The 23,306-nt window shown below is 72.4% G+C and carries 19 protein-coding genes; 12 read left to right on the top strand and 7 right to left on the bottom strand.

Annotation, left to right across the window (positions count from 1 at the left end; translation table 11 throughout):
* Positions 1–26: 26 nt before the first annotated feature.
* Complete coding sequence (locus FB558_RS26390) at positions 27–1,481, bottom strand: glutamate synthase subunit beta (protein WP_142057865.1); 1,455 nt, start codon at positions 1,479–1,481, stop codon at positions 27–29.
* A complete protein-coding gene (gene gltB, locus FB558_RS26385) occupies positions 1,474–6,021 on the bottom strand; it encodes a glutamate synthase large subunit (RefSeq protein ID WP_142057863.1) in 4,548 nt (1,515 codons plus the stop codon). Before gltB ends, FB558_RS26390 begins: the two co-directional genes overlap by 8 nt.
* Positions 6,022–6,593: 572 nt before the next feature.
* On the opposite strand from gltB, the gene FB558_RS43430 reads away from it, so the two are divergent.
* Positions 6,594–7,298 carry a (2Fe-2S)-binding protein gene (locus FB558_RS43430; protein ID WP_170231531.1) on the top strand — a complete coding sequence of 235 codons (705 nt, stop codon included), beginning with the start codon at positions 6,594–6,596 and terminating at the stop codon, positions 7,296–7,298.
* Here the strand turns inward: FB558_RS43430 and FB558_RS26375 are convergent.
* From FB558_RS26375 to FB558_RS26365, 3 genes are read right to left on the bottom strand one after another with little or no spacing between them, the layout of a single operon-like run.
* Entirely contained in the window at positions 7,270–7,623 is a 354-nt protein-coding gene (locus FB558_RS26375) for an Asp23/Gls24 family envelope stress response protein (RefSeq protein ID WP_246106759.1), read from the bottom strand. The two genes, FB558_RS43430 and FB558_RS26375, sit on opposite strands and share 29 nt — an antisense overlap.
* On the bottom strand, positions 7,620–8,228 hold the full coding sequence (locus FB558_RS26370; RefSeq protein WP_246106758.1) for an Asp23/Gls24 family envelope stress response protein: 609 nt from the start codon (positions 8,226–8,228) through the stop codon (positions 7,620–7,622). Before FB558_RS26370 ends, FB558_RS26375 begins: the two co-directional genes overlap by 4 nt.
* A complete protein-coding gene (locus FB558_RS26365) occupies positions 8,219–8,824 on the bottom strand; it encodes an RNA polymerase sigma factor (protein WP_246106757.1) in 606 nt (201 codons plus the stop codon). Before FB558_RS26365 ends, FB558_RS26370 begins: the two co-directional genes overlap by 10 nt.
* An 82-nt stretch (positions 8,825–8,906) precedes the next feature.
* Here FB558_RS26365 and FB558_RS26360 point away from each other — a divergent pair, with 82 nt between their 5' ends.
* The 8 genes from FB558_RS26360 to FB558_RS26330 all read left to right on the top strand — a co-directional run bounded on the left by FB558_RS26360 (position 8,907) and on the right by FB558_RS26330 (position 15,909).
* Complete coding sequence (locus FB558_RS26360) at positions 8,907–9,242, top strand: hypothetical protein (protein WP_142057861.1); 336 nt, start codon at positions 8,907–8,909, stop codon at positions 9,240–9,242.
* Between the two features lie 132 nt (positions 9,243–9,374).
* Entirely contained in the window at positions 9,375–10,805 is a 1,431-nt protein-coding gene (tig, locus tag FB558_RS26355; protein ID WP_142057859.1) for a trigger factor, read from the top strand.
* Positions 10,806–10,983: 178 nt separating this feature from the next.
* Positions 10,984–11,595: a ClpP family protease gene (locus FB558_RS26350; protein WP_142057857.1), complete on the top strand. Its 612-nt coding sequence runs from the start codon at positions 10,984–10,986 to the stop codon at positions 11,593–11,595.
* Entirely contained in the window at positions 11,592–12,236 is a 645-nt protein-coding gene (locus FB558_RS26345; RefSeq protein ID WP_142057855.1) for an ATP-dependent Clp protease proteolytic subunit, read from the top strand. The genes FB558_RS26350 and FB558_RS26345 overlap by 4 nt, the downstream gene beginning before the upstream one ends.
* Before the next feature lie 186 nt (positions 12,237–12,422).
* The gene (gene clpX, locus FB558_RS26340) at positions 12,423–13,706 is read left to right on the top strand and encodes an ATP-dependent Clp protease ATP-binding subunit ClpX (RefSeq protein WP_142057853.1); all 1,284 of its coding nucleotides are present in this window, start codon (positions 12,423–12,425) and stop codon (positions 13,704–13,706) included.
* Positions 13,707–13,925: 219 nt separating this feature from the next.
* The gene (locus FB558_RS26335) at positions 13,926–15,314 is read left to right on the top strand and encodes an OFA family MFS transporter (RefSeq protein WP_142057851.1); all 1,389 of its coding nucleotides are present in this window, start codon (positions 13,926–13,928) and stop codon (positions 15,312–15,314) included.
* Positions 15,311–15,451, top strand: coding sequence for an MFS transporter small subunit (locus FB558_RS43425; RefSeq protein ID WP_170231529.1), 141 nt, complete (start codon positions 15,311–15,313; stop codon positions 15,449–15,451). The genes FB558_RS26335 and FB558_RS43425 overlap by 4 nt, the downstream gene beginning before the upstream one ends.
* Before the next feature lie 143 nt (positions 15,452–15,594).
* Complete coding sequence (locus FB558_RS26330; protein ID WP_211366855.1) at positions 15,595–15,909, top strand: DUF6457 domain-containing protein; 315 nt, start codon at positions 15,595–15,597, stop codon at positions 15,907–15,909.
* Between the two features lie 202 nt (positions 15,910–16,111).
* Here the strand turns inward: FB558_RS26330 and FB558_RS26325 are convergent, their stop codons facing one another.
* Positions 16,112–16,534, bottom strand: coding sequence for a PPOX class F420-dependent oxidoreductase (locus FB558_RS26325; RefSeq protein WP_142057849.1), 423 nt, complete (start codon positions 16,532–16,534; stop codon positions 16,112–16,114).
* A 105-nt stretch (positions 16,535–16,639) separates the two neighbouring features.
* On the opposite strand from FB558_RS26325, the gene FB558_RS26320 reads away from it, so the two are divergent.
* Entirely contained in the window at positions 16,640–18,181 is a 1,542-nt protein-coding gene (locus FB558_RS26320; RefSeq protein ID WP_142057847.1) for an alkaline phosphatase D family protein, read from the top strand.
* A 28-nt stretch (positions 18,182–18,209) separates the two neighbouring features.
* Entirely contained in the window at positions 18,210–18,956 is a 747-nt protein-coding gene (locus tag FB558_RS26315; protein WP_142057845.1) for a hypothetical protein, read from the top strand.
* A 12-nt stretch (positions 18,957–18,968) separates the two neighbouring features.
* On the opposite strand, the gene FB558_RS26310 is transcribed toward FB558_RS26315, so the two are convergent.
* Complete coding sequence (locus FB558_RS26310; RefSeq protein WP_142057843.1) at positions 18,969–20,411, bottom strand: amino acid permease; 1,443 nt, start codon at positions 20,409–20,411, stop codon at positions 18,969–18,971.
* Positions 20,412–20,504: 93 nt separating this feature from the next.
* Here FB558_RS26310 and FB558_RS26305 point away from each other — a divergent pair, with 93 nt between their 5' ends.
* A complete protein-coding gene (locus FB558_RS26305) occupies positions 20,505–23,150 on the top strand; it encodes a valine--tRNA ligase (RefSeq protein ID WP_142057841.1) in 2,646 nt (881 codons plus the stop codon).
* The last annotated feature ends 156 nt before the right edge of the window (positions 23,151–23,306 follow it).

The raw sequence follows: 23,306 nt of genomic DNA, 5'->3' as shown, positions 1-23,306 counted from the left end.
CGAGAGTGCCGTTCGTCAGGGGAATCTCAGACCAACGGGCGGTCTGTGGGGGCGATGGGCTTCGGGAGGACGTCTCGGCCCGTCAGGTACGCGTCCACGCCGGCGGCTGCCGCTCTGCCTTCGGCGATGGCCCAGACGATCAGGCTCTGGCCGCGGCCCATGTCGCCCGCCGAGAACACGCCCTCGACGCTCGTCATGAACTCGCCGTTGCGGGCGACGTTGCCGCGCTGGTCCAGCTCCACTCCCAGGTCGGTGAGCAGCTTGCCCTTCTCCGGCCCGACGAAGCCCATGGCCAGCAGCACGAGCTGGGCGGGCAGCTCCTTCTCGGTGCCCTCGACCGGCTGGAACCGGCCCTCGGCGTCGCGGGAGACCTCGACGATCCGCAGCGCCTTCAGCTTGCCGTCCTCGTCGGCCACGAACTCGGTGGTGTTCACCGAGAACAGCCGTTCGCCGCCCTCCTCGTGCGCGGAGGACACCCGGTAGACCATGGGGTAGGTCGGCCAGGGCATGCCCTCGGTGCGCTTCTCCGGCGGCGTCGGCATGATCTCCAGCTGGGTGACCGACCGCGCGCCCTGGCGGTGCGAGGTGCCCAGGCAGTCGGCGCCGGTGTCGCCACCACCGATGATCACGACGTCCTTGCCCTCGGCCGTGATCGGCGGGGCGTCGATGTCGCCCTGCTGCACGTGGTTGGCCCACGGCAGGAACTCCATCGCCTGGTACACGCCCTCGACCTCGCGGCCCTTCGCGGGCAGGTCGCGCCACGCGGTGGCCCCGCCTGCGAGCACCACGGCATCGAAGTCCGCCCGCAGCTGCTCGGCCGTGATGTCCGTGCCGACGTCGACGGAGGCGCGGAAGTGCGTGCCCTCGTCGCGCATCTGGCGCAGCCGCCGGTCGAGGCGCTTCTTCTCCATCTTGAACTCGGGGATGCCGTAGCGCAGCAGCCCGCCGATGCGGTCGGCGCGCTCGTACACCACGACGTCGTGCCCGACGCGGGTGAGCTGCTGCGCTGCGGCGAGCCCGGCCGGCCCGGACCCGACGACGGCCACCTTCTTGCCGGTCTTGGCGGCCGGGGGTTGCGGGGCGACCCAGCCCTCCTCGAACGCGTGGTCGATGATCTGCAGCTCGACCTGCTTGATGGTCACGGCGTCGCTGTTGATCGCGAGCACGCACGCGGCCTCGCACGGCGCCGGGCACAGCGTCCCGGTGAACTCCGGGAAGTTGTTGGTGGCGTGCAGCCGCTCCACCGCCTCCCGCCAGTCGTGGCGGTAGACCAGGTTGTTCCACTCCGGGATCAGGTTGCCCAGCGGGCAACCCTGGTGGCAGAACGGGATGCCGCAGTCCATGCAGCGGCTGGCCTGGCGCTCCAGCTTCCCGTCCGGGAACTCCTCGTAGACCTCGCGCCAGTCCATCAGCCGCAGCGGGACGGGACGGCGGGTCGGGGCCTCGCGGGGGACCGTCAGGAAGCCCTTGGGGTCAGCCATGTGCCGCCTCCATGATCGCTTCGTCGATGTCGCGGCCGTCGCGCTCGGCCGCGGCGCGGGCCTGCAGCACCCGCTTGTAGTCCTTGGGCATGACCTTGCCGAACCGGTCGACGGCGACGTCCCAGTCGGTGAGCAGGTCGTGCGCGACCGTCGAGCCGGTCTCGGCGTGGTGGCGCTCGACGGTGGCGCGCAGGAACTCGCGGTCGTCCTCGTCGAGCGGGTCGATGTCGACCATCTCGTGGTTGACGCGGTTGCGGGGCAGGTCGAGCAGGTAGGCGACGCCGCCCGACATGCCCGCGGCGAAGTTGCGCCCGATGCCGCCCAGCACCACGACGCGGCCACCGGTCATGTACTCGCAACCGTGGTCGCCCACGCCCTCGACGACGGCCAGCGCGCCCGAGTTGCGCACGCAGAACCGCTCGCCGACGACGCCGCGGATGAACATCTCGCCCGAGGTGGCGCCGTAGCCGATGACGTTGCCGGCGATGACGTTCTCCTCGGCCGCGAAGGGGGCCGCCGGGTCCGGGCGCAGCGTGAGCCGCCCGCCCGAGAGTCCCTTGCCGAAGTAGTCGTTGGTGTCGCCGACCAGGCGCAGCGTGATCCCGGCGGGCACGAACGCGCCGAAGCTCTGCCCGGCCGAGCCGTTGAGCGTGACGTCGATCGTGTTGTCGGGCAGGCCCTCGCCGCCCCACTGCTTCGTGAGCTCGTAGCCGAGCATCGTGCCCACGGTCCGGTTGACGTTGCGCACCGGGAGCTCCAGGTGCACCTTGTCGCCGAACTTGAGGGCGCCCTCCGACAGCTCGATCAGGGTGTTGTCCAGGGCCTTGTCCAGGCCGTGGTCCTGCGCCCGGACGCGGTGGCGGGCCGCGCCCTCGGGCAGCTGCGGGGTGTGGAAGACGGGGGAGAGGTCGAGCCCCTCGGTCTTCCAGTGCCGCACGGCGTCGTCGGTGTCGAGCACCTCCGCGTGCCCGACGGCCTCCTCGATCGACCGGAAGCCCAGCTGCGCCAGGTACTCGCGCACCTCCTGCGCGATGAAGCGCATGAAGTTGACGACGTACTCCGGGCGCCCGTCGAACCGCTTGCGCAGCTCCGGGTTCTGGGTGGCGACGCCGACCGGGCAGGTGTCGAGGTGGCAGACGCGCATCATGATGCAGCCCGACACCACCAGCGGCGCCGTCGCGAAGCCGAACTCCTCGGCTCCGAGCAGCGCGGCGATGACCACGTCACGGCCGGTCTTGAGCTGGCCGTCGGTCTGCACGACGATCCGGTCGCGCAGGCCGTTGGTCAGCAGCGTCTGCTGGGTCTCGGCCAGGCCGAGCTCCCACGGACCGCCTGCGTGCTTGATCGAGGACAGCGGCGATGCACCGGTGCCGCCGTCGTGCCCGGAGATGAGCACGACGTCGGAGTGGGCCTTCGCCACGCCCGCCGCGACCGTGCCGACGCCGACCTGGCTCACGAGCTTGACGTGCACGCGCGCGGTCGGGTTGGCGTTCTTCAGGTCGTGGATGAGCTGCTTGATGTCCTCGATCGAGTAGATGTCGTGGTGCGGCGGGGGCGAGATGAGCCCCACGCCGGGCGTCGAGTACCGCGTCTTCGCGATCCACGGGTAGACCTTGCCGCCCGGCAGCTGCCCGCCCTCGCCCGGCTTGGCGCCCTGCGCGATCTTGATCTGCAGGTCGTCGGCGTTGACGAGGTACTCGCTGGTGACGCCGAACCGCCCGGAGGCGACCTGCTTCACCGCGCTGCGGCGGGAGTCGCCGTTCTTGTCCGGGGTGAAGCGGTCCGGGTCCTCGCCGCCCTCGCCGGTGTTGGACCGGCCGCCGAGCCGGTTCATCGCGATCGCCAGGGTCTCGTGCATCTCCTGGGAGATGGAGCCGTAGGAGATGGCCCCGGTGCCGAAGCGCTTGACGATCTCCTCGACCGGCTCGACCTCGTCGATCGGCACCGGCGGCCGTGCGCCGTCCTTGAACCGGAACAGCCCGCGCAGCGTCATGAGCCGGCCCGCCTGCTCGTCGACGGCGCGCGTGTACTCCTTGAAGATCTCGTAGCGGCCCTGCCGCGTCGAGTGCTGCAGCTTGAACACCGTCTGCGGGTTGAACAGGTGCAGCTCGCCCTCGCGGCGCCACTGGTACTCGCCGCCGACGGGCAGCGAGCGGTGGTTGGCGCGCACCCCGTCGGGCGGGAACGCGCGGCGGTGCGAGCGCAGCACCTCCTCGGCGAGCACGTCGAAGCCGACGCCACCCAGTCGCGAGGTGGTGCCGGTGAAGCAGGTGTCGATGACCTCGTGACCGAGACCGATCGCCTCGAAGATCTGCGCACCGGTGTAGGACGCGACCGTCGAGACACCCATCTTCGACATGGTCTTGCGCACGCCCTTGCCCAGCGCCTTGACCAGGTTCTTCGCCGCCGTCGCCGGGTCCACGCCGGGGATGTCGCCGCGCAGGGCGAGGTCCTCGACGGTGGCCATGGCCAGGTACGGGTTGACGGCCGCGGCGCCGAAGCCGATCAGCAGGGCGATGTGGTGCACCTCGCGGGCGTCGCCGGACTCGACGATCAGGCCGACCCGGGTGCGGGTGCGCTCGCGCACCAGGTGCTGGTGGACCGCACCGGTGAGCAGCAGGGAGGGGATCGGGGCGAGGTCCTTGGTGACGCCGCGGTTGGACAGCACGATCAGCCGGGCGCCGTCCTCGATGGCCTCCGACACCTCGTTGCAGATCTCCTGCAGCCGCCGCGCCAGCCCGGCCCCGCCCTCCGCGACGCGGAACACGCCCATCGCGGTGACCGACACGAAGCCGGGGAACTCCCCGTCGTCGTTGATGTGGGCGATCTTGGCGAGGTCGTCGTTGCCGAGCACCGGGAACGGCACCGAGATCGTCCGGCAGGTGGCGGGGCTCGCGTCCAGCAGGTTCTGCTCGGGCCCGAGCATCGAGCCGAGCGAGGTGACCAGCTCCTCGCGGATGGCGTCCAGGGGCGGGTTGGTGACCTGGGCGAACAGCTGGGTGAAGTAGTCGAACACCTGCCGCGGCCGCTCGGAGAGCGGCGCCAGCGGCGCGTCGTTGCCCATCGAGCCGATCGGCTCGGCACCGGTGCCCGCCATCGGCTTGAGCAGGAGGTTCAGCTCCTCCTCGCTGTAGCCGAACGACTGCAGGCGGAGGTTGAGCGCAGCGTGGCTGGGCACCTCGCGCTCGCGCGGCGCCAGGTCCTCGAGCCGGATCAGGCCGGCGTGCAGCCAGTCGGCGTAGGGGTGCTCGGCCGCCAGCGCGCCCTTGATCTCGGCGTCGTCGATGACGCGGCCGGCCTCGGTGTCCACGAGGAACATGCGGCCCGGCTCGAGCCGGCCCTTGCGCACCACGGCGGACGGCTCGACGTCGAGCACGCCGACCTCCGACGCCAGCACGACGGTGCCGTCCTCGGTGATCCAGTAGCGCGCGGGGCGCAGGCCGTTGCGGTCGAGCACGGCGCCGATCTGGGTGCCGTCGGTGAAGCAGACGAGCGCGGGCCCGTCCCACGGCTCCATCAGGGTGGAGTGGAACTCGTAGAAGGCCCGGCGGGCCGGGTCCATCTCGTCGTGGTTCTCCCACGCCTCGGGGATCATCATCAGCACCGAGTGCGGCAGGCTGCGCCCGCCCAGGTGCAGCAGCTCGAGCACCTCGTCGAAGGTGGCGGAGTCGCTGGCGTCGGGCGTGACGATCGGCGAGAGCCGGGCCAGGTCACCCGGGATGACGTCGGAGGCCAGCAGGGCCTCGCGCGCGGCCATCCAGTTGCGGTTGCCGCGCAGGGTGTTGATCTCGCCGTTGTGCGCGACGTACCGGTACGGGTGCGCCAGCGGCCACGCCGGGAAGGTGTTGGTGGAGAACCGGGAGTGCACGACGGCCAGCGCGCTCGTCACGCGCTCGTCGGACAGGTCCGGGTAGAACGCCTCGACCTGCGGCTCGGCGAGCATCCCCTTGTAGACGATGGTGCGCGGCGACAGGCTCGGGAAGTAGGCGTCGGTGGCGTGCTCGGCGCGCTTGCGCAGGCAGAACGTGCGCCGCTCCAGGGCGAGGCCCGTCTCGTCCTCGGCGCCCGCCACGAACAGCTGGCGGAAGCGCGGCATGGCGGCCAGCGCGGTGGGGCCCAGGTCGGCCTTCTCCGGGTCGACCGGCAGCTCGCGCCACCCCAGCACCCGCAGGCCCTCCTCGGCCGCGAGCCGCTCGATGTGGCCGACGGCGGCCTCGGCCGCACCGGCGTCGGCAGGCAGGAACGCCGTGCCGACCGCGTAGGCACCCTCCGCGGGCAGCGGGAAGTCCACGACGGCCCGGAAGAACTCGTCGGGCACCTGGAGCAGGATTCCCGCACCGTCGCCGGTGTTGGCCTCGGCGCCGCGCGCCCCGCGGTGTTCCATGCGCAGCAGCGCGGTCAGCGCCTTGCGCACGATGCCGTGATCACGCCGCCCCGCCAGGTCGGCGACGAAGGCGACGCCGCAGGCGTCGTGCTCGAACTCCGGGGCGTACAGGCCCTCCGAGGTACCCGCTGGGTTCGCAGCCAAGAGTGCCTCCATGTGGTCGCATCGCCGATGTCGTCCGGCCGAGGCGATCGTGGTGGGTTCGGACGTGGTCGTGCTGGGAAGGGAGTATCGGGGTGGTCCGTCCGCCCCGCCGGTTCTGGCCCGGGTCGAGGTGCGGCGGCAGCACCGTGCGTCCGGGTGTGATGGCCTCGGACACCGGCACGACGACCGGACACCGTCGTGGGGCGTCGGCCGGCAGAGCGCACGGGCGCGAGCGCACGCGTCGGCGGGTGCGGTTTCGCGGGGGACAATGTCGCACGTGGGAGCGGCCCATCGCCAGTACGAGCCGACGTGACCACGGTGACCGGCCTTCAACGCGCGAGATCGACCGTCCGCCGGGTAATGTGTACGGCCGGTTTCGTCCGGGTGACCGGTTCGTCCTGCAGGACCTGCGGCCAGCCTACCGCGCCGTGAGCGCCCGTGCGCTCGGCGTGAGCAGGGCCGCACCCGCTGCGGGGAACCCCGGGGCGAGCGTGATCGGCGCCTCGGTGCGGAACCGGCCACGCGCTGCCGCTCGTGCACCGGTGCGGCGGTCACGGCGACACACTGGGGGGCACACTGGGGGCGTGGACGTGCCCTCCGTGCTCGCCGACGTGGCCGGGCTCGGGCCGTACTTCTCGGTCGGCACGGGGCCTGCGGCCGACGACGAGCGCCCGGTGGCCGACCTGCACCGCGACCCGCAGCCGCTGCGCGAGCGGATCGCGCACGTCCGCGGGGCACTGGGCGGCGACGAGCGGGTGGCGGCCTCGCTCGCGTTCCAGGGACTGGCGGCGCAGCTGGTCTCCCCGCCGTACGCGGCCGCCGTCCTGCACGGGGTCGTCCCGGCCCTGACCCCCGCCGACCTGCGCTGGCGGCGCACCGCGGACGGGGGGTGGGCGCTGCGCAGCGGCACGACCCGATGCGTCCCCGAACTCGCTCCGCTGCTGGACGACCTGCTCGGGCCTCTGGTCGCGGCGGTGCGCGCGCAGGTCCCGGTGTCCGAGCGGCTGTTGTGGGGCAACGCCGCGTCGACGGTGGCGGCCGCGAAACGGCTCGTCACCGTGCAGCGCCCCGCCTCCGCCGCCCGGGCCGCCGAGGTGGCGCGGGCCGTGCTCACCGCGGGGCCGCTGGCGGGCGCGGGGGAGTTCCTGCCGGCCCGTGCCCCCGACCGCGTCTGGACCTTCCGCAGGCGGAGCTGCTGCCTCTACTACCGCGTGCCCGGCGGAGGCCTGTGCGGCGACTGCGTCCTGGGCGACGGACCGGCTAGTCCAGCAGCACGTCCGCCACGGTGACCGTGACCAGCGCGTCGAGACCCGTGTAGGCCCGTACCCCCGCGGCCACCTCGCGCTGCACGGCCTGGGCGAGGTCGCGGCAGTTGTGGCCCAGGCGGGTCACGATGGTCACCCGGACGTCGGCGTCGCCACCGTGCACCGTGGCCGTGACGCCGTCGGCCGGCAGCCAGGAGCGGTCCTGACCGAGCACCGCCCCGGCGATCCCGAGCAGGGCCTGCGCCAGATCGGCGCGCAGCGCGACCACGCCGGGCACCTCCCGCGCGTGCCGGGCCGCCACGCGGGCCACGACGGCGTCCCCCACGTGCATCCGCACCGGCCCGGTCACGGCTCCTCCTCGTCCACGCCGTTCTCGTTCCCGCCGTTCTCGTCCCCGAACAGGTCCACCACGTCGATGTCCACCCGCCGCACGGGCACCCCCAACGCCTGCTCGCCCGCGGTCACGACCATCTGGCGCACCCGCGCGGTGACCGAGGCCAGGTCGACCCCGAAGCGGGCGGCGACCGTGATGCGCACGTCGACGGCGTGCCCGCCCGCGCCGTCCTGCTCGATGCGGCAGCTGCGGGCCCGCAGCCCGCCCATCCCGTCGACGACGCGGCGCAGCACCGCGGCCGCCGCGGGCGTGCCGATCCGCGCCGGCCCGTGCGGCGAGGGGAGCGTCAGCACCTCCTGCCCGCGGAACTCGGTGAGCACCGCGGTCATCACCCGGTCCAGCACGCTGTCGGGCGGGTCGATCTCCTGCGCGGCCATCCGGTGCACCACGGCGTCGAGGCCGCGGGCATCGGCGTGGGCCGCCCTACAGTGCGGGCAGGCGCGCTCGTGCTCGTCCAGCGGCGTGCCCTGCGCGGCCCGGTCCCACAGCCGTGCCGCGTCCCGGCCGCAGGCCAGCGGCGCGACCGGCTCCTCAGGGGTCGCCTCGGGGTTCACCGCCACGGTCGCATCACCTCCGCCAGCTGCACCCGCGCGCGGTGGATCCGCCCGCGTACCGCATCCTCGCTCGCCCCCGCGATCTGGGCGATCTCCGCGTAGCCCAGGCCCTCCAGCTCCCGCAGGACCCAGCAGACCCGCAGCTCGTCGCGCAGGCCACCCACCGCCCGGCGCAGCGCCGCCATCCCCGCGTCGACCTCCGCCGAGCGCTCGGGGGAGTCGGGGGCCGCGGCCTCCCCGACGGCCTCCTCGACGCGCTCGACGGGCAGCGGCCTGCGCTTGCGCAGCATCCCGAGGCAGCGGTTCGTTACCACGCGGTACATCCACGTGGAGAAGGCGGAGTCGCCGCGGAAGTGCCGGATCCGCCGCCAGGCGTCGAGCAGCGCCTCCTGCAGCGCGTCCTCGGCCTCGGTGGCGTCGCCCATCACCCGTACGGCCAGCCGGTACAGCGCGGCCTGGTGGCGCCGGGCGAGCTCCTCGAACGCCCGGACGTCGCCCTCCTGCGCCCGCACCACGAGCGTGGTCTCGTCGAGCTGGGCGGCGGAGGGCGCGGGCGGGCCCGCGGGCACCGCCTCCCGCCGCACGTCCCGGCTCGCCGACACCGCACTCCCGCCGCAACCCGTCCCGATCCGACCCCGCCACGGTAGCCGGGCCGGGCCCCCCGCGAACGGATAACCTGCCGTCGTGCCCGACGTCCCCGACCGCGCCGCGGACGTGGCCGCCGCCGTGCTCGCCCACCCCGACATCGCCCGGCTCGACGGCGGCCCGTTCGGCACGGTCGCGTCGTACCGCCCCGGCCGGCGCCGGCTGCTCGGTGTGCGCATCGGGGCGGGCGACGAGCCCGTCGAGCTCGCCGTCGTGGTGCGGCTGGGCACCCCGCTGCCGCAGCTGGCCGAGGAGCTGGGCGCCGTCGTGCGCGGCGTGCTCGGGCCGGTGCCGGTCGAGGTGACGTTCTCCGACGTCGTGTCCGCTCCCGGCCCGGCAGCGGCCCGCCCGGGCGGGGACCGGCCGGACCCGTAGACTCGCGAGGACGACCGGCCGGACGCCGCACTGGCATCGCGGCCGGGAGCGCCTGCGGGCCCACCTCGCCGCGGCCCGCGCCGCATCCGAGTACGAATTGCACGTCCAGTACCAATGAGGAGTCATCCCACCGTGAAGAGCACCGTCGAGCGGCTGAGCCCGACGCGAGTCCGGATCAACGTCGAGGTGCCCTTCGACGAGCTGAAGCCGGACTTCGACCGGGCCTACAAGAAGATCGCGCAGCAGGTCCGGGTCCCGGGCTTCCGGCCGGGCAAGGTCCCGGCCCGCATCATCGAGGCGCGCCTCGGCCGGGGTGTGGTCCTCGAGGAGGTCGTCAACGGCGCGGTGCCCACGAAGTACACCGAGGCCATCACCTCCGCCGAGGACGTCACGCCCATCGGCCGCCCCGACATCGAGGTCACCGAGATCGCCGACGGCGACAAGCTGGCCTTCAAGGCCGAGGTCGACGTGCGCCCGACGATCGAGCTGCCCGACCTCGACTCGCTCGCCGTCTCGGTGGACGACGTCGCGGTCACCGACGCCGACGTCGAGGAGGAGCTGGAGAACCTCCGGGCCCGCTTCGGCACCCTCACCGGGGTCGACCGCCCCGCCGCGAAGGACGACTTCGTCCTCGTCGACCTCTCGGCCGCCGTCGACGGGAAGCCCGTCGAGGAGGCCTCCACCACCGGTTTCTCCTACCAGGTGGGCCAGGGCGGGCTGATCGACGGCATCGACGAGGCCATCGAGGGGCTGTCCGCGGGCGAGGAGGCCACCTTCACCTCCAAGCTGGTCGCCGGCGAGTTCGCCGACCAGGACGCGGAGATCACCGTGAAGGTCACGGCGGTCAAGGAGCGCCAGCTCCCCGACGCCGACGACGAGTTCGCCCAGCTCGCCAGCGAGTTCGACACCCTCGAGGAGCTCACCGCCGACCTGCGGGAGCGCCTCGGGCGGGTCCGCCGGATGGAGCAGGTCACCCAGGCGCGCGACAAGGTGCTCGACGCGCTCGTCGACGCCACCGAGGTGCCGCTGCCGGAGAGCGTCGTGCAGGCCGAGGTCGACTCCGTCCTCCACGACGCCGTGCACGGCTTCGACCACGACGAGGAGCGCTTCGCCGAGTTCCTGCAGTCGCAGGGCCGCACGCGCGAGGAGTTCGACACCGAGACCCGGGAGAGCGCGGAGAAGTCCGTGCGCACCCGCCTCGTGCTCGACGCGCTGGCCGACCGCGAGCAGACCACCGTGGACGACCAGGAGCTCACCGAGCGCATCGTCTTCCAGGCGCAGCAGTACCAGATGGAGCCGCAGGAGTTCGTCCAGCGGATCCAGCAGGCGGGCCAGCTGGGCGCCGTCTACGCCGACGTGCGCCGCAGCAAGGCGCTCATCTCGGCGGTGCGGGCGGCCACCGTCACGGACGAGTCCGGCACCGAGGTCGACATGTCCGACCTCCTGGGTGACGACGAGCCGGAGTCGGACGAGTCCGCGGAGACCGCCGCCGAGACGGCCGAGGACACGGCCGGGGACGAGCCGGAGCAGGAGCAGCAGGAGAAGGCCTCCACCGGCTCCTGACGCCCGCCGCGGGCGCGCCACGCCCAGAGCGAACAACCAGGCCGTACGGGGCGGTTCGACGACCCGCCCGCGTAGGGTCGAACTCGATGAACACGCGAGCCGAACCAGCAGAAGGCAGGGTGAAGTGAGGCCAGAGGACACCGGCCCGCGTACTGCGGACCGACTCGCCGGAGAGGCGATGCGGCGGGGCAGCGCGCCCACGTCGATGACGCTGTCCGACTCGGTGTACGAGCGGCTGCTGCAGCAGCGGATCATCGTGCTGGGCCAGCAGGTCGACTCGGAGATCTCCAACCGCATCGCCGCGCAGATGCTGCTGCTCGCGGCCGAGGACGCCGAAGCGGACATCTCGCTCTACATCAACTCTCCTGGCGGGTCTGTCCCGGACGGGATGGCCATCTTCGACACGATGCAGTTCATCCCCTGCGACGTGGCCACCTACGGCATGGGCATGGCGGCGTCGATGGGGCAGTTCCTGCTCTCGGCGGGCACGCCCGGCAAGCGGTACGCCCTCCCGCACTGCCAGATCCTGATGCACCAGCCCTCCGCGGGCGTGGGTGGCACCGAGTCCGACATCACCATCCAGGCGGAGCTGTTCCGGCGCCACAAGCGCGAGATGGCCGAGCTCATCGCCGAGCACACCGGCCAGACGGTCGAGCGGATCATGACCGACTTCGACCGGGACCGGTGGTTCTCCGCGCAGGAGGCGCTGGAGTACGGCTTCGTCGACCACGTGGTCTCCCGCGCCGGCCAGCTGCCGGACGCGGGCAGCGAGAACGGGAGCACCCGATGAGTCAGATGTGGGGTGGACGAGCGCCGGAGCCGGCGCAGTCCCGGTACGTGCTGCCGTCCTTCGTCGAGCGCACGAGCTACGGGGTGAAGGAGTCCAACCCGTACAACAAGCTCTTCGAGGAGCGCATCATCTTCCTCGGGGTGCAGATCGACGACGCGTCGGCCAACGACGTCATGGCGCAGCTGCTGTGCCTGGAGTCGGCCGACCCGGACCGCGAGATCAGCATGTACATCAACTCGCCCGGCGGCTCCTTCACGTCGCTGATGGCGATCTACGACACCATGCAGTTCATCCGGCCCGACATCCAGACGGTCTGCCTCGGGCAGGCCGCGTCGGCGGCGGCCGTGCTGCTGGCGGCGGGCACTCCCGGCCGGCGGCTCGCGGTCCAGAACGCGCGCATCCTGATCCACCAGCCCGCCACGGAGGGCTTCTACGGGCAGGTGTCGGACCTGGAGATCCAGGCCGCCGAGATCTCCCGGATGCGCCGGCTGCTGGAGACCACCCTCGCGAAGCACAGCGGTCGCTCGGCGGAGCAGGTGCACGACGACATCGAGCGGGACCGGATCCTGACGGCCGAGGAGGCCAAGGAGTACGGGATCGTCGACGAGATCATCCAGAGCCGCAAGCTCTCCGCTGTCTGACAACTTCTCCTGGCGCGGTCGGTGCCGGGGCCCGCGATGCGGCGCCGGCACCGACCGTCCGCCGACCCGTCGCCGAATCTCCGGTACGTGAAGCTCCCCGGGGAACGCGTCGGACGGGTACCGTCCAGAGGGCGCGCCCCCCGGACCCGCCGGGGCAGCGCAGAATAGGATTTGGGGTCTGCACTCATGGCACGCATCGGCGACGGCGGTGATCTGCTCAAGTGCTCGTTCTGCGGGAAGAGCCAGAAGCAGGTCAAGAAACTGATCGCCGGTCCTGGGGTCTACATCTGCGACGAGTGCATCGATCTCTGCAACGAGATCATCGAGGAGGAGCTGGCCGAGGCCGGTGAGGTCAAGCTCGACGAGCTGCCCAAGCCCGCCGAGATCCACGACTTCCTCGACCAGTACGTCGTCGGCCAGTCGCAGACCAAGCGCACGCTCTCGGTAGCGGTCTACAACCACTACAAGCGCATCCAGGCGGGCGAGCGCCGCGGCGGCGGCGACAACGGCGACGGCATCGAGATCGCCAAGTCCAACATCCTGATGCTCGGCCCCACCGGCTGCGGCAAGACCTACCTCGCGCAGACGCTGGCCAAGCTGCTCAACGTGCCCTTCGCGATCGCCGACGCCACGGCGCTCACCGAGGCCGGCTACGTGGGCGAGGACGTCGAGAACATCCTCCTCAAGCTGATCCAGGCCGCCGACTACGACGTCAAGCGCGCCGAGACGGGCATCATCTACATCGACGAGGTCGACAAGATCGCCCGCAAGTCGGAGAACCCGTCGATCACCCGCGACGTCTCCGGCGAGGGCGTGCAGCAGGCGCTGCTGAAGATCCTGGAGGGCACCACCGCGAGCGTGCCGCCGCAGGGCGGGCGCAAGCACCCCCACCAGGAGTTCATCCAGATCGACACCACCAACGTGCTCTTCATCGTGGCGGGGGCGTTCGCCGGCCTCGAGAAGATCATCGGTGACCGGGTGGGCAAGCGCGGGCTGGGCTTCGGCGCCGAGATCCGCTCGAAGCGCGACCTCGACACGTCCGAGAGCTTCGGCGACACCCTGCCCGAGGACCTCATCAAGTTCGGCCTGATCCCCGAGTTCATCGGCCGCCTGCCGATCGTCGCCTCGGTCACCTCGCTGGACAAGGAAGCCCTGGTCAAGATCCTCACCGAGCCGCGCAACGCCCTGGTGAAGCAGTACCGCAAGCTGTTCGAGATGGACGGCGTGGAGCTGGAGTTCACCGAGGACGCGCTCGAGGCGGTGGCCGACCAGGCCATCCTGCGCGGCACCGGCGCACGTGGCCTGCGGGCGATCATGGAAGAGGTCCTGCTGCCGGTCATGTACGACATCCCGAGCCGCGACGACGTGGCGAAGGTGGTCGTCACGGGGCAGACGGTGCGCAGCAACGTCAACCCCACGATCGTGCCGCGCACCCCGCCCCGCCGGGAGCGCCGCGAACGCTCCGCCTGAGCGGGGCGCACACGAACCACACCCCACGCGACGCCGGCCCGGACGAATGCGGGCCGGCGTCGCTGTCTGCGCGCCCCCGTTCCGGCCATTCGTCGGCCGTTCGTCGACCGTTCGACGGCGGACGTGCCCGCCGGTCGCCTGGTCCGTCCCGCAGTTGCACGTGCACATACCGGGATCTAGGTTCACGCCGACATGTCATGAGGTCGCGAGGGAGCTGCCATGGCCGCCGGGTTCCTGCAACGTGAGCGGATCATCGCGCCGCCGGGATGGAGCAGGTGGCTGGTGCCGCCGGCGGCGCTCTCGATCCACCTCGCGATCGGGCAGGCGTACGCCTGGAGCGTCTTCAAGCTGCCCCTGGCCAACACGATGCTGGAGGGCAACCCGGCGGCCGGCACGCTGACCGCGCTCCCGTTCACCCTCGGCATCGTGATGCTGGGGGTGTCCGCCGCGGTGTTCGGCACGGCCGTCGACCGCAACGGCCCCCGCTGGGCGATGTTCATCGCCACGGTCTGCTTCTCCACCGGCTTCCTGGTGTCGGCGCTCGGCGTGTGGCTCGGCCAGTACTGGATGGTCATCGTCGGGTACGGGGTGATCGGCGGGATCGGCCTGGGCATCGGCTACATCTCGCCGGTGTCCACGCTGATCAAATGGTTCCCGGACCGGCCGGGGATGGCCACCGGGCTGGCGATCATGGGGTTCGGCGGCGGGGCGCTGATCGCGTCGCCGTGGTCGGCGTCGATGCTCAGCGCGTTCGGCGCCACCGGGGACGACGCGCAGGCGAGCGGTATCGCGATGGCCTTCCTCGTCCACGGGCTCGTGTACGCGGTGTTCATGTCGGTCGGGTGGCTGCTCATCCGAGTGCCCGCCGACGACTGGCGGCCCGCGGGCTGGCACCCGGCCGAGGCGAAGACGGGGTCGCTGATCACCACGGCGAACGTGTCGGCGAACAACGCGATCAGGACGCCCCAGTTCTGGCTGCTGTGGGTCGTGCTGTGCTTCAACGTCACGGCCGGGATCGGCATCCTCGAGCGGGCGTCGCCGATCTTCCAGGACTACTTCCCGGACGCGGGCACCCAGATCGCCGCCGCCGCGGCCGGGTTCGTCGCGATCCTCTCGCTCGCGAACATGCTCGGCCGGTTCGTCTGGTCCTCGACGTCGGACCTCATCGGGCGCAAGAACATCTACCGCGTCTACCTCGGTGTCGGTGCCCTGCTCTACCTGCTCATCACGTTGCTGGGCAACGCGAACCAGGCGGTGTTCCTGATCGCGTCGATGCTGATCCTGTCGTTCTACGGCGGGGGCTTCGCGACCGTGCCCGCCTACCTGCGCGACCTGTTCGGCACCTACCAGGTCGGCGCCATCCACGGCCGCCTGCTCACCGCATGGTCCACCGCGGGCGTGCTCGGGCCGGTGATCGTCAACGCGATCGCGGACGCCCAGATCGCGGCCGGGGTGGAGGGCCCGGGCCGCTACACCCTGGCGTTCTCGATCATGATCGGGCTGCTGGTGGTCGGCTTCATCTGCAACGAGCTGATCCGGCCGGTCGACGAGCGCTACCACGAGCCGGCCGAGGCGGTCGCGGACAGGACGGGGGCGAAGGCGGCATGAGCACCAACGCGGAGACGACGGGCACCCGGTCCGGACCGCCGGCCGTCGCGTGGCTGGCCTGGGTCTGGGTGGTCGTGCCGTTCCTGTACGGGCTGTACAAGCTCGTCGAGCGGATCCCGGCGCTGTTCGGGGGATGATCGCGCCGTTCGCGGCGCCAGGCTCCCACCCGGACGAACGGCACTCTCGTCGGTACCTAGCCGACGAAAGTGCCGTTCGTCATGCGCCCACCCGCCTGGCCCGGCGAGCAACAATCTTGGGCTTGTCGTACTAGGGTCCGCGTGTGGCTGAGAGCAGTGATGCGAGCGCCCTGTCCGAGTGGGTCACCGCGGTGGTGCGGGAGCTGGGGCTGGAGGGGTCGCTGGACACCGGCAGCAGCGTCGACATGGTGCTGGACCTGACCTCCGACGTGGCCCACGGCGTCTCCCGCCCCGGCGCTCCGGTCACGGCGTTCCTGGTCGGCGTGGCCGCCGGGCGCGCCGACGACCCGGCGGTCGCGGCGCGCGACTACGCCCAGAAGATCAGCGCGCTGGCCGACGGCTGGCGGAGCGACGCCGAACGCGGCACCGCCGCCAACGACCAGAGCCGCCGGGCCTGACACCAGGAGCCGACCGGACACCCGAACCGGGCGGAGATCGGTCCGATCGGCACAGCAGGGCGGTCGGGGCAACGCTGGTGTGCGTCTCGGTGTGGTGATCGGTCCGAGACGCGCGTCAGCGCGCGGCGCCCCGCGTCCACGTGCGGCTGGGAACGATCAAGCGCGTCGCCGGGCTCGGAGCGGGGTGTCCGTCGCGGTTGGGTCAGCCGGTCATGTCGAGCTCGGCGATGATGCGGCTCGGGCGCAGGCGGACGACGAGCTCGCCGGGCACCCCGTTGCGCTTCCCGAACTCCTCGGCCCGGTCTGCCCCCATGTAGCGCCCACCGATCGCGGTGGCGGTCGCCACGAGGTCGTCGGGGTCGGTCGAGATCGTGGCCGTGCCCTGGACCTGGACGAACGCGAACGGCGGTTCCTCGAGGTCGACGCAGAGCACGAGCCGTGGGTCCCGGGTGATCGCGCGTCCCTTGGCGGTGCCCGCGCCCGTGTTGAACACCAGCTCGTCGCCGGAGAGGACGAACCACACCGGGGCGACCAGGGGGCGCCCGTCCGCGGCGAGGTACCCGACCTTGCCCGTGCGGGTGCCGTGGGTGAGGAACTCGCGGATCTCGGGCGTGATCTCGACCATGTCTGGACTGTAGCGGCGCGTGCACCACGCCCGCACGTGACGTGACCAGGCGGCTGTTCACCCGCGCACCCGCGTTCGTTCACCCGGATGGGTTAGACCGACCGCATGCACTTCCCTCAGTCCGACCGGCGCGCCTTCCTCCGCGTCGCCGCACTCGGCGGCCTGGCGGCCGCACTCCCCCTCGGCACCGCGACGCCGGTGCGCGCGGCGCCCGGCCTCGTGCGGACCGACCGGCCCGTGCTGACCCACGGCGTGCAGTCCGGTGACGTCGTCCGTGGTTCGGGGCTGGTGTGGACGCGCGCCGACCGGCCGTCGCGGATGGTCGTCGAGGTCTCCGACGAGCCCGGGTTCGCGCACGTGCGCCGCGTCGTCGGCCCCGTGCTCACGCCGGACACCGACTTCACCGGGTCCGTGCGCGTGATCGGCGACGGCCGCACCGTGCACTACCGCGTCACCGCGGAGGACCTCGACGGGCGCACGGCGAGCGAACCGGTGACGGGCTCGTTCCGCACGCCGCCCGCGCGGAGCGAGGGCGTGCGGTTCGTCTGGTCCGGCGACGTGGTCGGGCAGGGCTGGGGGATCAACCCCGACCTCGGCGGGATGACCATCTTCCGGGCGATGGCCGAGCGGGACCCGGACTTCTTCCTGCACAGCGGCGACACCGTCTACGCCGACGGCCCGCTCACCGAGACCGTCGCCCTGCCGGACGGCCGCACGTGGCGCAACCTCGTGACGCCCGAGAAGCTCAAGGTGGCCGAGACGCTCGACGAGTTCCGCGGCCAGTACGCCTACAACCTGCTGGACGCGAACCTGCGAGCGTTCGCCGCGGCCGTGCCGCAGGTCAACCAGTGGGACGACCACGAGGTCACGAACAACTGGTACCCCGGCGAGGTGCTCGCCGACGACCGCTACACCGAGAAGCGCGTGGACGTGCTCGCCGAGCGCGCGTTCCGCGCGTACCACGAGTGGGTGCCGCTGGACCCGCGCCGGACCGTCGACGGGCGGGTGCACCGGCGGCTGCCCTACGGCACGCACGCCGAGGTGTTCGTCCTCGACATGCGCACCTACCGCGACGCCAACGGCGCGAACACCGGGGCGCAGGGGCGGATACTGGGGGCGCGGCAGGCGCGGTGGCTGGTGGACGCGCTGGCCTCGTCGCAGGCCACGTGGAAGTTCGTCGCCTCGGACATGCCGATCGGCGTGCACGTGCCCGACGGGAGCGCGTGGGAGGCCGTCGCGAACGGCGTGGCCGGTCCGCCGAGCGGGCGCGAGGCCGAGCTCGCCTGGGTCCTGTCGGAGCTGCGGCGCCGCGGGGTGCGCAACGTGGTCTGGCTGACCGCCGACGTCCACTACACGGCCGCCTACCACTACGGGCCCGAGCGGGCCGGCTTCACCGAGTTCGACCCGTTCTGGGAGTTCGTCTCCGGCCCGCTGCACGCCGGGGCGTTCGGCCCGAACCCGCTGGACCCCACGTTCGGCCCGGAGGCCGTGTTCGAGCAGGCGCCCCCCACGCCGAACACCTCGCCCGCGGACGGGTTCCAGCACTTCGGGGAGGTCGAGATCGCGCCGGACGGCACGCTGCGCGTCGCGCTGCGCGGGCAGGACGGCCAGGAGCTCTGGGCGACCTCGCTCGCAGCCGTGGCGTGATCGCCCTCCCGCGAGGGAGTATCGACGCATGCGGACCGTGTTCGGAGTGGTGCGGTGGGTGCGGGCGCTCGCCGGGCGAACGCCGCTGCGGCGGGCGTGGGCCGAACCGGCCGCGGTGGCGCGCGTGCGGCCCCTCGCGGGTGGACGGCGCCCGCTGCTCGGTGACGGTCTCGGCGAGCAGCGGCGCAGCGGGGTCCGGCTCGACCAGGTCGACGGCACCACGTGCGGCAGCGCCGTCCTGGTCGCGCTCGCGGCCTGGGCGGACCCGGCGGAGATCGTGCGCCTGGACGGGGCGGCCGCGCCGAGCGCGGCCGTGGGTGGAGCCGCGGCCGGGGCGCGAGCGGGCGTCGTCACCGGCTTCGGTGCCCGCTACGACGCCCGCCAGCGGCAGGTGCACCGCCAGTCCACCCGGTTCTGGCCACAGGCGTTGGGCACCAGCCCGTGGGGGATGGTCGGGTGGCTGCGCCGGTACGCCCCGGGTGCCGGCCCCTACCGGGTGCGCCCGGTGGACGACACCTCAGCCGCGGACCTCGCCGACGCCCTCTCGGCGGCCGGGTCGGCGCTCGCCGCGGGGCGGCCGGTGCCGCTGCTGGTCGGTTCGCTGGTGCCGCGCCACTACGCGCTGGCCCTCGGCGTGCTCGACGACGGCCGGTGGCGGGTGTACGAGCCCACGAGCGCCCAGATCCGCGCCCTCGACCTGCGGCTGGTGCGGGAACGGCGCCTGGCGCGGGTGCTCGGGTTCGACCGGCTGCACGCGCTGCTGCTGCCCGTGTGAGCCGGGCGGCCCTCAGCCGGGGCGGCGGGCCAGGTGCGAGTGCCGCCGGCCGTAGAACAGGTAGATCAGCAGGCCGATCGCCAGCCAGACGGCGAACCGGAGCCAGCTGATCAGCTCGAGGTTCAGCATCAGGTAGAAGCACGCCACCGCGGCGAGGATCGGCACGACGGGTGAGAACGGCACCCGGAACGGCCGTTCGAGGTCGGGGCGCGTGCGGCGCAGCACCGGCACCGCGATCGCCACGATGATCATGGCGCTCAGCGCGCCGATCGAGACCATGTCGGCCAGCTCGGAGATCGGCGTGGTCGCCGCGATCAGGGCGACGACGACGGCGCCGATGATCGTCATGCGGTGCGGGGTGCCGAAGCGCGGGTGGACGGTGCCGATCGGCGTCGGCAGCAGGCCGTCGCGGCCCATGGCGAAGCCGATCCGCCCGATGGTCACGAGCTCGACCATCATCACCGACGTGAGCCCGGTGACGGCGCCGAGCGAGATCAGGGCGGCGACCCAGGGCAGGCCCACGCTCTGGAACGCCGCGGCCAGCGGGGCGCCCGTGTCGATCTGGTCGTAGGGCACCATCGCCGTCAGCACGAAGGACACCGCGATGTAGAGCAGCGCGCACACGGCCAGCGCGCCGAGCAGCCCGATCGGCAGGTCGCGGCGCGGGTTCTTCGTCTCCTCGCCGAGGTTCGCCAGCGCTTCGAAGCCCGTGTAGGCGAAGAACACGATGGCGGCCGCGGTGAGCATCCCGCCGACGCCGAAGAGCGTGGCCGGCATGCCGAGCACGCCCTCCACGACCGGCTGGTTGAGCACCGACGCGTCCTCGGCGGCCGGGACGGACGGCGGCACGAACGGCACGAGGTTCGCGACGTCGATGAAGAACAGCCCGACCGCGATGATCAGCACGCAGACCGCGAGCTTGACGGCGACGAGCACGTTGGTCAGCCGCGAGGACTCCCGGATCCCGACCACCGCGACCACGGTGAGCAGACCGATGATCAGAACTGCCCCTATGTTGATCGTCGCGTCCTCGCCGAACAGCTCCTGCGGCAGCCCCAGGAGGTTGGCCAGGTAGCCCGACCAGCTGCGGGAGACCACGGCGAGCCCGAGGCCGAACTCCAGCAGCAGGTCCCATCCGATGATCCACGCGAAGATCTCGCCGAGGGTGGCGAAGGCGTAGGTGTAGGCCGAGCCGGCCGTCGGGACCGAGGACGCGAGCTCGGCGTAGCAGAGGGCGGCCAGGGCGGCGACGACGGCGCCGATCACGAACGACAGGGTCACCGCGGGCCCGGCGTGCTCCTTGGCCTCCACCCCCGCGAGGGTGAAGATGCCGGTCCCGATGATGATCCCGACGCCGAACCCGACGAGGTCGCGCCCGCGCAGCGTCCGTCGGAGGTTCGCGTCCTCGCCGCGTTTCAGGATGTGCTCGACGGGGATCGTCCGCATGACCGACATCTGCAGGACGCTAGCCCGAACGGCCGTGTTCCGCCGGGCTCGCGCCGAACACCCGGCAGAGGCGCCCGCCCCGCCGCTCGTAGACTTTCCCGGGTGACCGACACCCTCCCACCGCGCACCGCCGACCTGCCCGCCCAGTGGAACCCGGGCGAGGTAGAGGGCGTGCTCTACGAGCGGTGGGTCCAGGGCGGCTACTTCGAGGCCGACGCGGAGTCGAACCGCCCGCCGTTCTGCATCGTGATCCCGCCGCCGAACGTCACCGGCAGCCTGCACCTGGGCCACGCCATGGACCACACGCTGATCGACATCCTCACCCGGCGCCGCCGGATGCAGGGCTACGACGCGCTGTGGCTGCCGGGCATGGACCACGCCGGCATCGCCACCCAGAACGTGGTGGAGCGCCGGCTCGCCGCCGAGGGGCGCAGCCGTCACGACCTGGGCCGCGAGGCGTTCGTCGACGAGGTCTGGAAGTGGAAGGCCGAGTCCGGCGGGGCGATCCTGGGCCAGATGCGCCGCCTCGGCGACGGCGTCGACTGGACCCGCGAGCGGTTCACCCTGGACGAGGGCCTGTCCACGGCCGTCCAGACGATCTTCAAGCGGCTCTACGACGACGAGCTGGTCTACCGGGCCGAGCGGATCATCAACTGGTGCCCGCGGTGCCGCACGGCGCTCTCGGACATCGAGGTCGACCACCATGAGGACGAGGGCGAGCTCGTCTCCATCCGCTACGGGGACGGGGACGACTCGGTGGTCGTGGCCACCACCCGCGTCGAGACGATGCTCGGCGACACCGGCGTGGCCGTGCACCCCGACGACGAGCGCTACGCCCACCTGGTCGGCCGCGAGATCGAGCTGCCGATCGTCGGCCGGAAGATCCGGGTGGTCGCCGACGAGCACGTCGACCCGGCGTTCGGCACCGGCGCGGTCAAGGTGACACCCGCGCACGACCCCAACGACTTCGAGATCGGCCGCCGCCACGACCTGCCGATGCCCTCGATCATGGACGAGGGCGCGGTGATCGCCGGGTCCGGCACCCGGTTCGACGGGATGGACCGGTTCGCCGCCCGCGAGGCCGTGCGCGAGGAGCTGCGCGCGCAGGGCCGGATCGTCGCCGAGAAGCGCCCGTACGTCCACTCGGTCGGCCACTGCTCGCGCTGCGACACCGTGGTGGAGCCGCGCCTGTCGCTGCAGTGGTTCGTCAAGGTCGGGCCGCTGGCGAAGGCCGCGGGCGACGCGGTGCGCGACGGCCGCACCACGATCCACCCGAAGGAGCTGGAGAAGCGCTTCTTCGACTGGGTCGACAACATGCACGACTGGACGATCAGCCGGCAGCTGTGGTGGGGCCACCGCATCCCCGTCTGGTACGGGCCCGACGGCGAGGTCGTGTGCGTCGGGCCGGACGACCAGCCGCCGTCGGGGGAGGGCTGGCGCCAGGACGAGGACGTCCTCGACACCTGGTTCTCCTCCGGCCTGTGGCCGATCTCCACGCTGGGCTGGCCGGGCGACACCGCCGACCTGCGGCGCTACTACCCGACGTCCGTGCTGGTCACCGGCTACGACATCCTGTTCTTCTGGGTCGTGCGGATGATGCTGTTCGGCCTCTACGCGATGGACGGCAAGCCGCCGTTCGAGCACGTGTTCCTGCACGGGCTGATCCGCGACCAGTTCGGCAAGAAGATGTCGAAGTCCAAGGGCAACACGATCGACCCGCTGGAGCTCATCGAGAGCTACGGCGCCGACGCCCTGCGGTTCACGATCGCCCGCGGCGCCAACCCGGGCGCGGACATGGCGCTGTCGGAGGAGTGGGTCGCCGGCTCCCGCAACTTCGGCACCAAGCTGTGGAACGCCACCCGGCTCGCGCTGGCCAACGGCGCGTCCCCGGACCTGGACCTGCCCGCCGAGGCCGACCGCACCGACGCCGACCGCTGGGTCCTCGGCCGCCTCGCCGAGGTGAGCGAGCAGACCGACGCGCTGCTCGAGGACTTCCAGTTCGCCAAGGCCACCGAGGGGCTCTACCACTTCACGTGGGACGAGCTGTGCGACTGGTACCTCGAGCTGGCCAAGGTGCAGCTGCGCGACGAGGCCACCGCAGCCGGCACCCGAGCCGTGCTCGGGCACGTCCTCGACGCACTGCTGCGGCTGCTGCACCCGATCAGCCCGTTCGTCACCGAGGTGCTCTGGACGGCGCTCACCGGCCGGGAGACGGTGGTCGTCGCGCCGTGGCCGATGGGGGCCGGTGCGCCGGTCGACGCGGGCGCGAGCGGCCGGCTGGCCGACGTGCAGAAGCTGATCACCGAGGTCCGCCGGTTCCGCACCGAGCAGGGGCTGCCCGACAGCCGCCGCGTCGCCGCCCGGGTCGAGGGCCTGGACGCCGCGGGCCTCGGCGCGCAGGGCCCGGGCGGGGCGGCCGCCGCCCTGCGCGCGCTGGCCCGCCTCGACGACGCGGGCGAGGGCTTCGCGCCCACCGCCACGCTGGACGTCCTGCTCGCGGGCGGGAAGGTCCACGTCGAGATCGACACCTCGGGCGCCATCGACGTGGCGGCCGAGCGCGCCCGCCTGGGCCGCGACATGGCCGCGGCGCAGAAGGAGCTCGACCAGGCCGACAAGAAGCTGGGCAACCCGAAGTTCCTGGAGAAGGCCCCGGCCGATGTCGTCGAGGGCATCCGCACCCGCCGCGAGGCCGCGGTGGCCGAGATCGAGCGCGTGAACGGGCGGCTGGCGGCCCTGCCGAGCGCCTGAGGCACACACTCCCCGGCCCCCGCACACATGTCCGGGCATGTGTGCGGACGGACGCAGGTCTGTGCGGCGGGCCGGAGCGCGGCGGGCGACCGTGCTCCGCGTCTGGGCGGGGTGATCGCCAGGAGTGGTGTGGGGGCGACAGATCCGTCGCGCTCC

It is taken from the genome of Pseudonocardia kunmingensis (genome assembly GCF_006716445.1).
GTDB lineage: Bacteria > Actinomycetota > Actinomycetes > Mycobacteriales > Pseudonocardiaceae > Pseudonocardia > Pseudonocardia kunmingensis.
Note: the sequence above shows the minus strand (reverse complement) of the source record. Positions and strands in the feature narration are given on the sequence as shown.

Bases quoted from the DNA above. Each gene is read 5' to 3' on its own strand.
- FB558_RS26390 (WP_142057865.1), bottom strand. From the start codon at position 1,481: ATGGCTGACCCCAAGGGCTTCCTGACGGTCCCCCGCGAGGCCCCGACC.
- gltB (WP_142057863.1), bottom strand. From the start codon at position 6,021: ATGGAGGCACTCTTGGCTGCGAACCCAGCGGGTACCTCGGAGGGCCTG.
- FB558_RS26350 (WP_142057857.1), top strand. From the start codon at position 10,984: ATGCGGCGGGGCAGCGCGCCCACGTCGATGACGCTGTCCGACTCGGTG.
- FB558_RS26345 (WP_142057855.1), top strand. From the start codon at position 11,592: ATGAGTCAGATGTGGGGTGGACGAGCGCCGGAGCCGGCGCAGTCCCGG.
- clpX (WP_142057853.1), top strand. From the start codon at position 12,423: ATGGCACGCATCGGCGACGGCGGTGATCTGCTCAAGTGCTCGTTCTGC.
- FB558_RS26335 (WP_142057851.1), top strand. From the start codon at position 13,926: ATGGCCGCCGGGTTCCTGCAACGTGAGCGGATCATCGCGCCGCCGGGA.
- FB558_RS43425 (WP_170231529.1), top strand. From the start codon at position 15,311: ATGAGCACCAACGCGGAGACGACGGGCACCCGGTCCGGACCGCCGGCC.
- FB558_RS26325 (WP_142057849.1), bottom strand. From the start codon at position 16,534: ATGGTCGAGATCACGCCCGAGATCCGCGAGTTCCTCACCCACGGCACC.
- FB558_RS26320 (WP_142057847.1), top strand. From the start codon at position 16,640: ATGCACTTCCCTCAGTCCGACCGGCGCGCCTTCCTCCGCGTCGCCGCA.
- FB558_RS26315 (WP_142057845.1), top strand. From the start codon at position 18,210: ATGCGGACCGTGTTCGGAGTGGTGCGGTGGGTGCGGGCGCTCGCCGGG.
- FB558_RS26310 (WP_142057843.1), bottom strand. From the start codon at position 20,411: ATGTCGGTCATGCGGACGATCCCCGTCGAGCACATCCTGAAACGCGGC.